Source organism: Pseudomonas sp. MPB03 (assembly GCF_046605385.1).
Classification (GTDB): domain Bacteria; phylum Pseudomonadota; class Gammaproteobacteria; order Pseudomonadales; family Pseudomonadaceae; genus Aquipseudomonas; species Aquipseudomonas zanjanensis.
Genome location: NZ_CP176770.1, coordinates 3,757,677 through 3,773,813, shown reverse-complemented (window position 1 = coordinate 3,773,813; position 16,137 = coordinate 3,757,677). Strand labels below are relative to the sequence as shown.

12 protein-coding genes are annotated in these 16,137 nt (G+C 62.3%); 9 read left to right on the top strand and 3 right to left on the bottom strand.

The features are described from left to right. Window positions 1-34 precede the first annotated feature (34 nt). Window positions 35-1,807 carry a sigma 54-interacting transcriptional regulator gene (locus tag ACLH0I_RS16600; RefSeq protein WP_411384799.1) on the bottom strand — a complete coding sequence of 591 codons (1,773 nt, stop codon included), beginning with the start codon at window positions 1,805-1,807 and terminating at the stop codon, window positions 35-37. Between the two features lie 72 nt (window positions 1,808-1,879). Here ACLH0I_RS16600 and ACLH0I_RS16595 point away from each other — a divergent pair, with 72 nt between their 5' ends. The 7 genes from ACLH0I_RS16595 to ACLH0I_RS16565 all read left to right on the top strand — a co-directional run bounded on the left by ACLH0I_RS16595 (window position 1,880) and on the right by ACLH0I_RS16565 (window position 11,165). Next, complete coding sequence (locus tag ACLH0I_RS16595) at window positions 1,880-2,092, top strand: hypothetical protein (RefSeq protein ID WP_411384798.1); 213 nt, start codon at window positions 1,880-1,882, stop codon at window positions 2,090-2,092. Then, entirely contained in the window at window positions 2,093-3,565 is a 1,473-nt protein-coding gene (locus tag ACLH0I_RS16590) for a benzaldehyde dehydrogenase (RefSeq protein ID WP_250962015.1), read from the top strand. A gap of 68 nt (window positions 3,566-3,633) precedes the next feature. Further along, window positions 3,634-4,401, top strand: coding sequence for a coniferyl-alcohol dehydrogenase (locus tag ACLH0I_RS16585; RefSeq protein WP_186729843.1), 768 nt, complete (start codon window positions 3,634-3,636; stop codon window positions 4,399-4,401). Window positions 4,402-4,492: 91 nt separating this feature from the next. After that, window positions 4,493-6,142: a DUF1302 domain-containing protein gene (locus tag ACLH0I_RS16580; protein ID WP_411384797.1), complete on the top strand. Its 1,650-nt coding sequence runs from the start codon at window positions 4,493-4,495 to the stop codon at window positions 6,140-6,142. 15 nt (window positions 6,143-6,157) lie between these two features. Continuing rightward, complete coding sequence (locus ACLH0I_RS16575) at window positions 6,158-7,519, top strand: DUF1329 domain-containing protein (RefSeq protein ID WP_411384796.1); 1,362 nt, start codon at window positions 6,158-6,160, stop codon at window positions 7,517-7,519. Window positions 7,520-7,588: 69 nt separating this feature from the next. Next, complete coding sequence (locus ACLH0I_RS16570) at window positions 7,589-8,692, top strand: WD40/YVTN/BNR-like repeat-containing protein (protein ID WP_411384795.1); 1,104 nt, start codon at window positions 7,589-7,591, stop codon at window positions 8,690-8,692. A gap of 52 nt (window positions 8,693-8,744) precedes the next feature. Then, a complete protein-coding gene (locus ACLH0I_RS16565; protein WP_411384794.1) occupies window positions 8,745-11,165 on the top strand; it encodes an efflux RND transporter permease subunit in 2,421 nt (806 codons plus the stop codon). A gap of 324 nt (window positions 11,166-11,489) precedes the next feature. Here the strand turns inward: ACLH0I_RS16565 and mhpT are convergent, their stop codons facing one another. Then, the gene (mhpT, locus tag ACLH0I_RS16560; protein WP_411384793.1) at window positions 11,490-12,707 is read right to left on the bottom strand and encodes a 3-(3-hydroxy-phenyl)propionate transporter MhpT; all 1,218 of its coding nucleotides are present in this window, start codon (window positions 12,705-12,707) and stop codon (window positions 11,490-11,492) included. A gap of 313 nt (window positions 12,708-13,020) precedes the next feature. Between mhpT and ACLH0I_RS16555 the strand changes: the two genes are divergently transcribed. Beyond that, window positions 13,021-14,328 carry an OprD family porin gene (locus tag ACLH0I_RS16555; protein ID WP_411384792.1) on the top strand — a complete coding sequence of 436 codons (1,308 nt, stop codon included), beginning with the start codon at window positions 13,021-13,023 and terminating at the stop codon, window positions 14,326-14,328. 175 nt (window positions 14,329-14,503) lie between these two features. On the opposite strand, the gene ACLH0I_RS16550 is transcribed toward ACLH0I_RS16555, so the two are convergent. Continuing rightward, window positions 14,504-14,989, bottom strand: a complete 486-nt coding sequence (locus tag ACLH0I_RS16550; protein WP_411384791.1) for a MarR family winged helix-turn-helix transcriptional regulator — start codon at window positions 14,987-14,989, stop codon at window positions 14,504-14,506. 213 nt (window positions 14,990-15,202) lie between these two features. Here ACLH0I_RS16550 and ACLH0I_RS16545 point away from each other — a divergent pair, with 213 nt between their 5' ends. Continuing rightward, window positions 15,203-16,033, top strand: coding sequence for a p-hydroxycinnamoyl CoA hydratase/lyase (locus ACLH0I_RS16545; RefSeq protein WP_003202420.1), 831 nt, complete (start codon window positions 15,203-15,205; stop codon window positions 16,031-16,033). Window positions 16,034-16,137: the final 104 nt, after the last annotated feature.

The following is a 16,137-nucleotide window of genomic DNA, read 5'->3' as shown; positions in this document are numbered from 1 at the left end:
TTTCGCGAGCAAGCCCCCCACATTAGTTCGGTGTTTAGTCTGGGACACCTTTCTGATGCTTCTTCAACCGATAGGCGAATTGCGCCCGGCTCAGCCCCAGCGAGCGCGCGGCTGCCGCCAGGTTACCGCTGCTCAGTTGCAGGGCTTCGTTGATCAGCCGCGATTCCAGCCCGTCAATGGAGAAGTCCGCGTCCAGTTGGCTGAGTGACTGGAGCAGCGCCGGTTTTTCTGCCACGTCGTTGCCGACCAGGCCCATGGTCGAGAGGCCGCCGAGGTGGTCCACGGAGTACGCATCCACCGGCAATTGCTCATTGCGAAACAGGTGGACCAGATCGATCGCCTGGCCCTCTTCGCTGGCGATCAGGCCGCGTTCGATGAGGTTCTGCAATTCCCGCACGTTGCCCGGAAAGTCATAGCGCAACAGCACCTTCAAGGCACGCATGGTCAGCCCCATCGGCGTGCGGCCGTATTCCTGGCAGAAGCGCTTGAGGAAGGCATTGATCAGCAACGGTATGTCGTCGCGACGCTCGCGCAGGGGCGGCAGGGCGATGGGGTAGACGTTGAGCCGGTAGAACAGGTCTTCACGGAACGCGCCGTCCGCCACGGCCTTGCGCAGGTCGATGTTGGTGGCCGCCACGACTCGCACATCGACCTTGATGCCATGGCCGCCGCCAACCCGTTCGATCTCCCGCTCCTGCAAGGCGCGCAGCAGCTTGCTTTGCCCGGCCAGGCTCAGGCAGGTGATCTCGTCCAGGAACAACGTACCGCCGTGGGCGCGTTCGAAACGCCCGGGGCGTGAATGGGTGGCGCCGGTGTAGGCACCGCGTTCGACGCCGAACAGTTCGGCCTCGATCAGGTTATCGGGGATGGCCGCGCAGTTGAGGGCGATGAACGGACCGTCACGGCGGCGACTCAGTTGGTGCAACTGGCGGGCGAACATCTCCTTGCCGACGCCGGATTCGCCGCTGACCAGCACGGTGGCGGGGGTCAAGGCCACCCGTTGCAAGGCCTGGGTCGCGGCGTTGAAGGCGGCGCTGGCACCGATCAGCGGCTGTTCGCTGTCCGGCAGCGGGGCGGTTCCGGCGACGTTGTCGGACTGAGTATCGGCGCGTGGAACGACCGTCGTCGGTGACGCATTGAGGTAATTCAGGTCCTGCTCGATGTCACCCCATTGCTCGGCGGTCTTGCCGACGACTCGGCAGCGTTCATGGCCCATGCCCCGGCATTCCACTTCGCGAAAGACCACCAGTTGGCCAAACAGCCCGCTGACGAAGCCGATGGCGTAGCCCAGTTCGGTCCAGCACACCGGGTCCTGCCCGGTGCCATAGGCGGCGACATGCTCATCGGCCTCGCAGGAGTGATGCCAGAGAAATTCCCCTTCATAGAATCCCGAGTCGGCGTCGAACTTGAAATGCAGCGGCTCGACCTTGGTCATGCCTTCGAGGGTATGCAGGTGCGTGCCGGCGCGAAACACCGCCGCGGCATCGGCGTGGGGCCAGCGTTCACGAATCAGCCGGGCGTCGCGGGCGCCGGAGGAATAGCCGGTGCGGGTGAGCATGCCGCGGGCCTGCTCCAGCCCCTGGCGCTCGATGATTTCCCGGCGCAACGCACCGAAGGAGGAGCTGTGCAGCAGCAACATGCGCTGGTCGTTGAGCCAGATACGGCCATCATCGGGGGAGAAAAACAGGCACGCGGTGAGCTCTGCCGTGGTGGGCGAACTGCTGTCGCTCAGCTCTTTGCTGTCGCCCCGTGGATGGAAATGTTCGGTGGCGATCCGGTCCGGCAACTGGCAGTGGGGATTATTCATTGTTATGCCCCTGATGGCGCAGTGATCGAAATGATCACCTGGCGAGATAGTTATTAAGCATAACTTTATCAAATGAACAAGCGACAGCTGGCCAACGGCCAGGTCGGCGGCGGCTCCCGACCCGTCGTGTCCGGCGAAGAACCCTGGGCCAGAGCCCTGCGCCAGGTTTATCAAGGCCTGCGGGCAAAACCGGCACAGCGCTTGCTCAAGCACTTGCACGGCGTTTGCGTCGACACCGTCCAGGTGCGGCAAACGATGACAACAACAAAGAGCCGGGAGTGTTAAATGTCTGCATCCAAGAGCCACCTGTTGTCTCAGGTGATCGAGTCGGAATGTGTCTTCAACGGTGACTGGGTGCCTGCCTCGGGCCCGCTGCAAACGATAATCGAACCGGCCACCGGTGAGCGGTTGATGCGCTGTGCCACGGCCGACACCGCCGACATCGCCAAGGCCAGTCGCGACGCAGCCCTCGCTCAGCCGGCATGGGCGGCCCTGGGCCCGCGGCAACGGGCGGCGATCTTCCGCAAGGCCGCCGACGTGGCCGAGCAGTCCTTCGACGAACTGGCGTTGTACGTGGCCCGGGAGACCGGCGCTGCTCTGTTCAAGGGGCAGCACGAGGTACGCGAAGCCATCGTGCTGTTGCACCAGGCCGCCGGCCTGCTGTCCCAGGCCCATGGGGTGGTCTTGCCCAGCGAGGCGGGGCGCCTGTCCTATGCGCGGCGCCAGCCCCACGGCGTGGTCGGGGTAATTTCACCCTTCAACTTTCCCTTGGTGCTGTCCATGCGCTCTGTCGCGCCGGCCCTGGCGGCGGGCAACGCGGTGGTGCTCAAGCCGGATCCGCAGACGCCGGTGAGCGGCGGTTTCCTCATCGCCTGCTTGTTCGAGGCAGCAGGCCTGCCCAAGGGCTTGCTGCAAGTGTTGCCTGGCGCGGCGGATGCCGGTGAGGCGCTGTGCCGCGACCCTAACGTGCGCATGATCGCCTTCACCGGTTCCACCGGCGCCGGGCGCAAGGTGGCTGAAGTGGCCGGGCGCAACCTGAAGAAAGTCGCCCTGGAGTTGGGTGGCAAGAACCCCCTGATCGTTCTCGAAGACGCCGACCTCGACCTCGCGGCCCGGAACGCGGCCTGGGGCGCCTGGCTGCACCAAGGGCAGATTTGCATGGCCACCGGCTTGATCCTCGCCCATGAATCCATCGCCGCCGAGCTGACCCGCAAACTGGTGGAAAAGGCCCAGGCGATGACGACTGGCAACGCTGCCCGGGAAGAAGCCGCGATGGGGCCGCTGATCAATCAGCGGCAGTTGCAACGGGTCCACGACATCGTCAGCGACACCGTGCTTGCCGGGGCTCGGCTGGAAGCGGGCGGCGACCACGATCGGCTGTTCTACGAGGCCACTGTGCTCAGCGGCGTGAAGCCGGGCATGCGTGCTTTCGACGAAGAGATCTTCGGGCCCGTGGCCACGGTGGTCAGCTTCGCCACCGACGACGAAGCCATCGAGTTGGCCAATCGCACCGAGTACGGCTTGGCCGCAGCGATCATTTCACCGTCAGTGGGCCGGGCCATGGCCATCGGTGAGCGGTTGCAGTGCGGCATGTTGCACATCAATGACCAGACCGTTGCCGATGAGTGCGTCAACCCGTTCGGCGGACGTGGCGCCTCGGGCAATGGCGGCAGTGTCGGCGGCCCGGCGGACTGGGACGAATACACCCAATGGCAGTGGGTCACGATCAAGGACACGGCGCCGGTCTACCCGTTCTGACCGGCCGGTTTTACCGGGCTCGATGAGCTGGGCCCGGCGGGTACACAACAATAAGAAGAGGAGTCAACATGAAACTCGACAACAAGATTGTGCTGGTGACGGGGGTCTCGTCGGGTATCGGTGCTGCCACGGCGAGCTTGCTGCGTGCCCACGGCGCCCAGGTGATTGGCGTGGACCTCAAGGCGCCGCACATGACCCTGGACGGCTTTGTACAGGGTGATTTGAGCAGCGCCGAGAACATCGACCGTTTGCTGCCACAGCTGCCCGCACGGCTCGACAGCCTGTGCAACATTGCCGGTGTGCCGGGCACCGCCAATCCGCGACTGCTGGCGCGGGTCAACTACCTTGGGCTGCGCCACCTGAGCCGTGCGCTGCTGCCGCGTATCAGCGCTGGCGGCAGCATCGTCAATATCGCCTCGATCCTTGGCGCCGAATGGCCGCTGCGTCTGGAACAGCACAAGGCGCTGGCGCGCATCGAGGATTTTGCCGCCGCGCAAGCCTGGCTGGCCGACCACCCGGTGCCGGACCAGACCTGCTACCAGTACTTCAAGGAAGCCTTGATCGTCTGGAACTACCTGCAGGCCCAGCCCTGGTTCCTTGAGCATTCGGTGCGCATGAACAGTGTCGCCCCAGGCCCGGTGTTCACGCCCATCCTCGACGACTTCGTGAGCATGCTCGGCGAGGCGCGGACCCAGGCCGATGCCCACCGTATGAAACGTCCCGCCTACGCCGATGAGGTGGCGGCGGTGATCGCTTTCCTGTGTGCCGACGAGTCGCGCTGGATCAACGGCGTGAACCTGCCGGTCGATGGGGGATTGGCCTCCACCTACATCTGAACTGCGCACCTGTGGAAAGCGGCGCAAGCCGCGACCTGAGCGTGTTGGCTGCCAAAGCCATGCCCAAAAATAACAATAATGAGAAGCGTCCATGGATAACGTCAAAGAGAGCTTTCGTTTCAAGCATTGCGCGCTGTTCCTGGCGTTATGCAGCACCGGTGTGATGGTCGATCGGGTCGAAGCCATGCAAATGGACCTGGGTGACTCCGACTGGAAACTGCGCTGGGACAACACCATCAAGTACAGCCAGGCCTGGCGCCTGCAAGGGCAGGACAGCCGCTTGACCAACGCGCCGACCGCCAACGGCCTGTATCCCTCGATCCAGAGCCAGGGTGACAAGAACTTCAGTCGCGGCCTGGTCTCCAACCGCCTGGACCTGTTCTCCGAAATGGACCTCAGCCGGCAAAACTATGGCCTGCGGGTGAGCGGCGCGGCCTGGTACGACGATATCTACAACCAGGACACCGACAGCAGCGAGCAACCGCATTTTCTCAGCGAAACCCGCGAGCTCCACGGTCGCGACGCGGAAATTCTCGATGCCTTTGTGTTCGTGCGCGGTGATTTGGGTGAGGACTCCCAGGGCGTGGCGCGCCTGGGCCGCCACAGCCTGATCTACGGCGAAAGCCTGTTCTACGGTGGCAACGGCATCGCCAATGCCCAGGGGCCGACCGACGTCGTCAAGTTGCTCAGCGTGCCGGGCACGCAGTTCAAGGAAATCCTGCGCCCGGTCAATCAGATCTCCGGGCAGTTGCAGATCAACCCGCAATTGTCGGTGGGCGCTTACTATCAGTTCGAGTGGGAGCGTTCCAACCTGCCCGGTGCCGGCAGCTACCTGAGCGACGTCGATGCCATCGGCTACGGCAGCGGTCCGCTGCGCGAAGTCTTTGGCAATGACACGGTGAATGGCGGTGACCTGAAACCGCGCAATTCAGGGCAGGGCGGTATGCAGATCCGCTTCAAACCGAGCGGCACCGAGCTGGAGCTGGGTTTCTACGCGGCCCAGTATCACGATAAAGCGCCGATCGGGTTGTATGCCTACCTGGACGGTCCGGCGGCAGCGGCCAGCGGGTTGCCGATCCTGGGTTCCTATCGTCAGGTCTACGCCGAAGACATCAAGACGGCCGGCGTCAGTTTCTCCACCGCCTATGGCCCGTTCAACTTTGCCGGTGAAACGTCGTTGCGCTGGAACGCGCCACTGGTGAGCAACCTGCAAGTGGTGGCCCCCGGCGTGGAGGCCGATGGTGGCGACAATGAGTTGTTCGCCAGGGGCAAGACCGCCCACGCCAACCTGTCGGCGATTTACCTGCTGTCGCCAACCGCGTTCTGGGACGGCGGCTCGGCCCTGGCCGAACTGGCCTGGAACCGCACCCTGAGCGTGACCAAGAACGCGGCCGCCCTGGATTCCAACACCACCCGCGATGCCACGGCGCTGCGCGTGCTGCTGGAGCCTGCGTACTTCCAGATTATCGACGGGATCGACCTGACGGTGCCGATCGGCATGGGGATCGTGCTCGATGGGCGCTCATCGGCCGTCAACAAATCCGGCTTCGGCAACACCCATTCCGGTGACTGGAGTGTCGGGCTCAAAGCCACCTACCTGCAACGCTGGGACGTCGGCCTCAATTACGTGAACTTCTTCGGTGCCCCGAAAGCCGGGCTGCGCGAGGACGGCAATTTCAGTTACGGACAGTCGTTGGCCGACCGCGACTTCGTCTCGCTCTACGTGAAAACCTCATTCTAATAAGGTGGATTCGCCATGCAGAACACAGCTTTCCTGAACACCTGCGTCCTGACCCTGGCCCTCGCTGGCATGGGGCTGGCGCAGGCAGCGGTGTCGCCCGAACAGGCCGCCCGTTTGAAAACCGATCTGACCCCCCTGGGCGGCGAGCGTGCCGGCAACGCCGATGGCAGCATCCCGGCATGGCAGGGCGGTTACACCCAGGTCACGCCTGGCTACAAATCGGGCGACAAGCGCGCCGATCCGTTCGCCAGCGAGAAACCGCTGTATTCGATCAAGGCCGCGAACATGGAGCAGTACGCCGGCGAATTGGCCGAAGGCACCAAGTTGCTGTTAAAAAAATACCCGGACTACCGCCTGGACGTGTACCCGACCCATCGCTCGGCTGCCGCGCCGCAATGGGTCTATGACAACACCAGCAAGAACGCCACCCGCGCCACGCTGGACGTGGACAGTGAGAAGGTCTCCAGTGCGTACGGCGGCATCCCGTTCCCGATCCCGGAAAACGGTGCGCAGGTGCTGTGGAACTATCGGTTGTCCTGGCAGGGCGGTGACACCATCAGCTCGCCATTCGATACCTGGCTGATGACCGCCGGAGGCAAGAAAGTCCAGGCGACCCGGGCCCAATACACCTACCAGTTTCCCTATTACGTCGAAGGCGGCAGCCTGGAAAACTATTCGGGCAAGTACCTGCTGGGCAAGCTGTTCACCGAGTTGCCGTCGTCCAAGGCCGGCGAAGGCCTGATGACCCATTGGGACCTGGACCCGGCCAATCGGGCGGCCTGGCAGTACCTGGTCGGTCAGCGCCGGGTTCGTCGGGCGCCGAACATTGCCTATGACACGCCGGACTTCGTGACCTCCGGCGTCGGCTTGTTCGACGAAGCATTCATGCTGTTCGGGCCGACCGATCATTATGACCTCAAGCTGGTGGGCAAGAAAGAGCTGATCGTCGCCTACAACAATAACCGCGCCGCGCTGGCCAAGAGCGACGACCTGGTCAAGGCGAACTTCCTCAACCCCGATCTGGTGCGTTGGGAGAAGCATCGGGTCTGGGTGGTCGAGGCCACGCTCAAATCCGGCAAGCGCCATGTCGTGCCACGTCGCACTTACTACGTCGATGAGGATTCCTGGCAGATCCTGATGGCCGACGGATATGACGCCCAGGGCAAGCTCGGCCGGCAGATGTATTCGCTGACGCTGCTGGCACCGGACCTGCCGGCCCTGACCGCCCAGGTCATGTGGGGCAGCTACAACCTCGACACGGGGGCCTACTTCCTCAACTCATCAAGCAACGACCTGACGGTTCAGTACCAGAAAGTCGCGAAGCCTTCGGCGTCCTATTTCACCCCGGATGCCATGGCCAACGAAAACATGCGTTGAACCGGTGGCGGCCGTGGCGAGGAGGGGGTTCGTCGCGGTCGCTTACGATTTTCCAGGCGGAATAACGATATGAACGTTGAAAAAATCTTTGCGCGCCGCGGTCCGTTATGGGGAGCTTGCGCCTTGCTCGGATGCCTGCTGGCGAGCGTGCCCTGGGTCGCACAGGCCACGACCCTGGCGGTGCTGCAGCAACCGGCACTGCCGACGGCCAAGGCCCCGCGCGCGGTCTTGCTCGGGCTGGGCCGGGCCGGCGAACGCCTGGTGGCGGTGGGCGAGCGCGGGATCGTGCTGCTTTCCGATGACGCAGGCGTGACGTGGCGCCAGGCCAAGGTGCCGGTCAGCGTCAGCCTGACGGCAGTGCAGTTCGTCGATGCCGAGCAGGGCTGGGCGGTCGGTCATCTGGGCGTGGTGCTGCACACCCAGGACGGCGGCGAAACCTGGCAAAAGCAACTCGACGGCGAGCGTGCCATCGCCCTGGCGGTGCAAGTCGCTGAGCGCGATGCCAACCAACCTGGTGGTGCCAGCCACTTGGCGCAGGCACGGCACATGCTCGATGACGGGCCGGACAAGCCGTTTCTTGACCTGTACTTCAGCGACCGTCTGCACGGCTACGTCGTGGGTGCCTACAACCAGATCTACCGCACCGACGATGGCGGCCGAAGCTGGCAACCGTGGATGCAGCATGTGGACAATCCCCAGGGCTTGAACCTGTATGGCATCCGCGCCTTGGGCAAGGATTTGCTGCTGGTGGGGGAGCGCGGCCTGTTGTTGCGTTCGACCGATGCCGGGCAGTCATTCCAGGCCTTGAAGTCGCCTTATGAAGGCAGCTTTTTCGGCCTGCTCGGCACCCGCGATGGGGCCCTGATTGTCTATGGCTTGCGCGGCAACGCCTGGTGGTCCGATGACCGTGGCGGCAGTTGGCGACGTCTGGAAACCGGCATCGAGTCAACCTTGGCAAGCGCCCTCGAACTGCGCGACGGCGGCCTGCTGTTGGCCAGCCAGAGTGGCGAGCTTCTCTTCAGTCATGACCAGGGACGCAGCTTCGACAAACGTCAGAGTCGCAGTGGCGGGACCGTCGCTGCCGTGCAACAGGCGGTCGATGGCAGCCTGGCCAGCGTCGGCTTGAGCGGCGTGGCCGCTGACCAGGATCCGCGCGCCTCGGGTAAACCTTGAAACTTCACGGTGTAGCGCTATCGGGCCACGGCTCGTGCAACAGGAGTCAAACTTGAAAGACGACAGAACCCAAACCGTGATCGGCCGCCAGGAAGACTTCGACCGGGCGTCGGGCAACTTCGCCGAGCGGGCGATCTTCAACCATCGTCCGCTGGTGATCCTGCTGTGCCTGCTGGTGACCTTGGTGCTTGGTTGGCAAGCCACCCGCATCGGCATCAATGCCAGCTACGAGAAGACCATTCCCACCGGGCATCCCTATGTCGCCAATTTCCTCGAGAACCGCAGCGAGTTGAGCGGCCTGGGCAACTCGCTGCGCATTGCCGTGGAGGTCAAGCAGGGGAGTATTTTCACCAAGGATTACCTCGACACCCTGGCCAAGCTCAACGACGAGCTTTATCTGTTGCCGGGTGTCGACCGTCCCTACATGAAGTCGCTATGGACCCCGACCACGCGCTGGACTGCCGTGACCGAAGAAGGTCTGGACGGCGGCACGGTGATCCCCGACGACTACGACGGCTCGGCCGCCAGCATCGAGCAGGTGCGGACCAACGTGGGCCGCTCAGGGGAAGTCGGTCAATTGGTCGCGGGCAACTTCAAGTCCAGCGTGATCTTCGTGCCGTTGCTGGAAATCAATCCGCAGACGGGCAAGGCGCTGGATTACGGCGAATTCTCCCGGCAACTGGAGGCGCTGCGGGATAAGTATCAGACCGACGATCTGAGGATTCACATCACCGGCTTTACCAAAATCGTCGGCGACCTGATCGAAGGGATGACCCAAGTCCTGCTGTTCTTCGTGGTGGCGGTCCTGGTGACGGTGCTGGTGCTGTTCGGCTACACCCGTTGCGCGCGCAGCACCCTGGTGGTGGTGACGTGTTCACTGGCCGCGGTGCTTTGGCAACTGGGGCTGCTTGCCTTGCTCGGTTATGAGCTGGACCCGTACTCGGCACTGGTGCCGTTCCTGGTCTTCGCCATCGGCATGAGCCATGGCGCGCAGAAGATGAACGGCATCATGCAGGACATCGGCCGTGGCACTCACCGCGTGGTCGCCGCGCGTTATACCTTCCGCCGGTTGTTCGCTGCCGGCATCACCGCGTTGCTCTGTGATGCGGTCGGTTTTGCGGTGTTGCTGCTGATCAACATCCGAGTGATCCAGGACCTGGCGATCACCGCCAGCCTCGGCGTGGCGGTGCTGATTTTCACCAACCTGATTCTGCTGCCGATCCTGCTCAGCTACATCGGCGTCAGCCCGGCAGCGGCGCAACGCAGCCTGAGTTCGGAAACCCATGAGCAACAGGCGCAGATCAAGCATCCGCTGTGGCGCGTGCTCGATCTGTTCACCCAACGGCGCTGGGCCATTGGCGCCATGCTGGTTGGCTTGCTGTTGGCCGCGTTTGGTTTTGCCGTGAGCCTGCACCTGAAAATCGGCGACCTGGACCCCGGCGCTCCGGAGCTGCGGGCCGACTCGCGCTACAACCGCGATGCGCTGTTCATGACGCAAAACTACGCGGCCAGCTCGGACATCTTCGTGGTCATGATCAAGACGCCGGAGGATCAGTGCACCCGTTACGCCAGCCTGTCCGCGGTGGACGCGCTGGCCTGGCAACTGGAGCAATTGCCCGGTGTGGAGTCGACCACCTCGATGGCGGCACTGAGCAAGATCGCCACGGCCGGTTATAACGAAGGCAACTTCAAATGGTATGAACTGATCCCCAACGACGGCGCGCTGGGGGCCGTGCAAACCCGTGCACCGCGGGAGTTGTTCAACCAGGGGTGTTCGATGCTGTCGTTGTACGTCTACCTGGCCGACCACAAGGCAGACACCTTGAACCGGGTGGTGGAGGCCAGCGAGCGATTCATTGCCGGGCATCAGATGCCGGAGGTCAAGTTCATGCTGGCGGCCGGCAGCGCGGGGATCGAAGCGGCGACCAATATCGTGGTGAAGAAGTCCATGCGCGAGATGCTGTTCTGGGTCTACGGTGCGGTCAGCCTGCTGTGTTTGCTGACCTTCCGCAGCTGGCGGGCGACCCTGTGCGCGATGCTGCCGCTGATGCTCACCTCGATCCTGTGTGAGGCGCTGATGGTGGGGCTGGGCATGGGGGTGAAAGTCGCGACACTGCCGGTCATTGCCTTGGGCGTGGGCATTGGCGTCGATTATGCGCTCTATGTGCTGAGCGTGATCCTGGCGCGGATGCGTGCCGGCGACACCTTGGCCCAGGCGTATTACCAGGCGCTGCTGTTTACCGGCAAGGTGGTGTTGCTGACGGGCATGACATTGGCGGTGGCGGTGTCGACCTGGGCGTTTTCACCGATCAAGTTTCAGGCTGACATGGGGGTGTTGCTGGCCTTTATGTTCCTGGTGAACATGCTTGGGGCCTTGATTCTGCTGCCGGCCTTGGCTTGGTTGCTGTTGCCGCAGAGGGTCTTTGTAAAAAAGCCTGTGCTTAGTCGGCGGGAGCGGTGGGTAAGAGGCTGACGTTTTTTTTGGAAGGGCGGGAGCGGGCTTGCTCGCGAAGAGGCCAGCACAGCCGACATCTTCATTGACTGAGCCACCGCTATCGCGAGCAAGCTCGCTCCCACACTGGAATTTCAGCAGGCACAAAAATTCAGGTGCACCGAGCCCCCTGTGGGAGCGAGCCTGCTCGCGAAGAGGCCGGCACAGCCAACGTCTTCATTGACCGAGCCACCGCCATCGCGAGCAAGCTTTGCTTCCACAGATCTGATATCTGATGGGGGACGACCCGCCGTCACGGCGAAACCATAAGCGGCCGTTACCGCAGCAACGGATATTCACACCAAGTCAAACAACCGATTTCGCCGCACCCAACCCCGGCCCAGCCGAATAACGAACCACACTAAGAACAGCCAACGTCGCAACCACCAACCCAGGCGAAGTCGCCAGCAATACAGCCGTGGTCCCGCCCCCGGCCGCCAGGATCTGCCCAGCGGCGAGAGGCCCGGCAACCGACCCCAGGCGCCCGATGGCCACCGCGGCACCCACCCCCGTCGCACGCACCGCCGTAGGATAGGAGGGCGGTGCCAACGCATAGAGAACCAACTGCGCAGCCATGACAAACAACCCGGCGGCAAACCCGGCGATGGCCATTGGCACGATACCAACGGACAACCCGACCCCGGCCAGGGCGCTCAGCAGACCAGCATAGACAAACAGTACCACCTTGACCCCATTGCAACGGTCCAGCAACAGGCCGCCCAGCAACGAGCCAAGGGCTCCGCCAATGTTGAAGAGCATCTGCACCAGGCCGGCCTGGGGTTTGCTGAAGCCCTGTTCCAGCAACAACGAAGGCAGCCAGTTGAGCAACATGTACATCACCGTCAGGGTGAAGAAGTAGCTCAGCCACAGCGCCAAGGTAGTACGACCGCGACCTTCACCGAACAGCGCCTGGGCGGTGGAATCGCGCGAGGAGCCGCTGTCACCCTGTGCCTGGCGAAAGGCGCTGGATTCGGGAAGCCACAGGAGCATCAACGGGACCACCAGCAAGGGTGCCAACCCACCGATAAAAAACGTCATCTGCCAGTGCTCGCCAAACAGCATGGCGACCACGGCGGCCAACGCACCACCCAACGGCACCCCCGCGTACATCACGCTGATGGCCGTGCCCCGGCGCTGCTCGCCCACGGCTTCGGCACACAGGGCAATGAGGTTGGGCAGGGCGGCCCCAAGACCCAGGCCGGTCATGAAGCGCACCAGCAACAGGCTGGAGAAATGTTCGACATAAGCGGTGCTGAGGGAAAACACGCCGAACAGCAAGACTGCGGCGATGAGGATTTTCTTGCGACCGATGCGATCAGCGATCCAGCCACCGAAGAAAGCTCCCGGCAACAACCCGATGATGCCGGCGCTGAACACCCAGCCCATCATTTTCGGGTCGAGGGCAAACGTCTGTCGCAACCCTGCGGCGGCGGTGCCGGCTGACTGCAGGTCGAAACCCTCGATCAACGCAACGATGAAACACAAGGCGATGGTCAGCGTCGCACGACGCGCCGGACGGTCCATGGCAAATCCTCTTATTGTTTTTGTGAGGGAACACCGGCTCGAAGGAAAACCGGTGAGTGCATTTAAGATTAACAAAGCTAACTAAAAAATGAAGGGTGCGGACAGGACGTCAACAATCGACCAGTTCATGATGTAAATCAGAGGTTTGGCCAGAATCCTCAAACGAATTAGTAAATTAGTTAATTATATTAATGTTCGATTATCGGTCATTCTGGATTGACGAAGCGCCCGTACCGTTTCCATTCTTTGTCCGCGCGGCCCCCATCGCCAAGGTTGGGCCGATCAAAACAAAAACAATAAATGGACACCAAACATGCCAAACCTTGCCCGGGATGCGCTGAAGGCGCGCCCTGTTTCATCCCTTGTCCCTCTGCTGGCCTGTCTCGGATTGAGCCTGGGTTCTCCGGTCTCGTGGGCGGAAGGCGTCATCGACGACAGCCACGGCACCCTGACCTTGCGCAACTACTACATGGACCGCGACTACAAGGACGACGGCGCCAAGACCGCTGCCAGGGAATGGGCCCAAGGCGTGTTCATGAACGTCGAGTCGGGGTTTACCCCAGGCACGGTCGGGTTCGGCCTCGACGTGAGGGGATTGCTGGGCATCAAGCTCGACTCGTCGCCGGACCGAAGCGGTACTGAACTGCTGCCTGTGTCGAGCAGCGACAAGCGCGCGGCGGATGAGTATTCGCGCCTGGGCGTGACCGGCAAGCTGCGTTTCGCGCAAACCACAGTGAAGACCGGCGACGTGTCGATTTTCCTGCCGTTTGCCTTCGCCAGCCCGTCGCGGCTGTTGCCTCAGACCTTTCGCGGTACGACCCTCAGCTCCAAGGATTTCGACGGTTTGGTGTTGAACACGGGTTACATCGACCGCATCGCCCGGCGCGATTCCACCGATTACCAGCCCATGAGCATCGCCTCGCCCAATCGTCGTTTCAACGGTGCGGCGACTTCATCCCATATGGCCTATGTGGGCGGCGACTACCAGGTCAACAAAGACCTCAGCCTGCGGGCCTACCACGCCGAAGTCGCGGATCTGTACCAACAGAATACCCTGGCATTGCTGCACAACCTGCCATTGGGCGACGGTGTGCTAACCACCGACCTGCGCAGCTTTTTCAGTGATGAAGACGGCGCGGCCAAGGCGGGCAAGGTGGATAACCGCAACGTTTCGGCGCTGGTCGGTTATCGCCTGGGGGGGCATCGCGTCAGCCTGGGCTACATGCACGCCAGTGGCGATACGGCCACGCCGTATGTGTCCGGCACCGAGCTGATGGGCTTGAGCGAAATGACCATGAGCTCGGATTTCCTCAATGCCAAGGAACGCACCTGGCAGGCCATTCATGACTACGATTTCGCTGCCGTGGGCGTGCCGGGCCTGAGGAGCCGATTGCGTTATGTGCGTGGTGACCACATCGAGCTGGCGGCCCTCAATGCCGAGGATCGCAAGGAGCGCGAGTTCCAGATGGAGCTGGGGTATGTGGTCCAGAGCGGCCCACTGAAAAACGTCGGGCTGCTGGCGCGCAAATCGATCTACCGCAACGACTTCCCGGGTACGGCGGCGTTTCGCGATGAAAACCAGACCCGGTTCCTGGTGACGTACAGCGTGCCGATCTGGTGATGCATTGGGGTGCGACGCAGTGCTCTCGTGGCGAGGGAGCTTGCTCCCGCTGGGTTGCGCAGCGACCCAAAAATCGTCGACTCGGTCAGCCTGACGCACCGCATTGGATAGCCTGGGGGCTGCTGCGCAGCCCAGCGGGAGCAAGCTCCCTCGCCACAGGGGGGAGCGGTGTTCCTTACTGATAAACCTTCTTCAACAACCGCAGCAATTCCTCACGCTCAGCCGCTGAGAGGGTCGTGGTGGAATCAAGGTCGCTCTGGGCAGCGATGTGCTTGAGTTCCTTGAGCAGGGTTTCGCCGGTCTTGCTCAGGAAAATCCCATACGAGCGCTTGTCCGGTTTGCAGCGTACACGCACGGCCAGGGCGCGGCTTTCCAGTTTGTTCAGCAGCGGCACCACCTGGGGTGGTTCGATCGCCAGGGCCTTGGCCAGGTCGGCCTGCATCAGGCCGGGATTCTGGTCGATGATCGCCAGGGCCGAGAACTGGGCGGGGCGCAGGTCGTGGACGGCGAGCCGGCCGATCAGGTTCTGGAACAGTTTCAACTGGGCGCGACGCAGGGCATAGCCGATCAGGTCGTCCAGCGCGGAGTCCAGCGGTGCCTGCGCGTCGGTACCGGCGACCAGGGGCTCGGCGGGTTCGGCAAGCTTGGAAGACTTGGCCATCGAAGTGAGCTTCCTCAAAGTAAGTGATTAATAAGGCTATCCAGTTTGCCGAGGTTGCGGCGCGCTGGCTATGGGCTTGGGTACATTCAGTTTTTTAAATCTTCAACCCAGCCTCTGAAAAATACAGGTAAATCGATTAATAGTTAATTGACATAACTAATTTTCCGGTTTAGTTTTTGATCATCTTCAGCCAAGAACAAGAGAGCCCGCATCATGAGCAATTACGAAGGTCGCTGGAAAACGGTCAAGGTCGATATCGAAGAGGGCATCGCTTGGGTCACCCTCAACCGCCCGGAAAAACGCAACGCCATGAGCCCGACCCTCAATCGCGAGATGATCGACGTGCTCGAGACCCTGGAGCAGGATCCAGCCGCCGGCGTATTGGTGCTGACTGGCGCCGGTGATGCGTGGACTGCCGGCATGGACCTCAAGGAATACTTCCGCGAAGTGGATGCCGGGCCGGAAATCCTCCAGGAAAAGATCCGTCGCGAAGCGTCGCAGTGGCAGTGGAAACTGTTGCGCATGTACGCCAAGCCGACCATCGCCATGGTCAATGGCTGGTGCTTCGGTGGTGGTTTCAGCCCGTTGGTGGCGTGCGACCTGGCGATCTGCGCCGACGAAGCGACCTTCGGTCTCTCGGAAATCAACTGGGGCATCCCGCCGGGCAACCTGGTCAGCAAGGCCATGGCCGATACCGTGGGCCATCGCCAATCGCTCTACTACATCATGACCGGCAAGACCTTCGGCGGGCAGAAAGCCGCCGAGATGGGCTTGGTCAATGAAAGCGTGCCCCTGGCGCAGCTGCGCGAAGTCACCGTGGAACTGGCGCGCAACCTGCTGGAGAAAAACCCGGTGGTGCTGCGGGCCGCCAAACATGGCTTCAAGCGCTGCCGCGAACTGACCTGGGAGCAGAACGAGGATTACCTGTACGCCAAGCTCGACCAGTCGCGCCTGCTCGACACCGAGGGTGGCCGCGAGCAGGGCATGAAACAGTTCCTGGACGACAAGAGCATCAAGCCGGGCCTGCAAACCTATAAGCGCTGAATCGACCGGCGAACGGTGGGCCGCATCCCGCTGTTCGCTGCGTCGCCCTGACGCTACTGTTACATCGCTGCAATGTGTTCCCGATAAAGACAATTAAAGAGGAA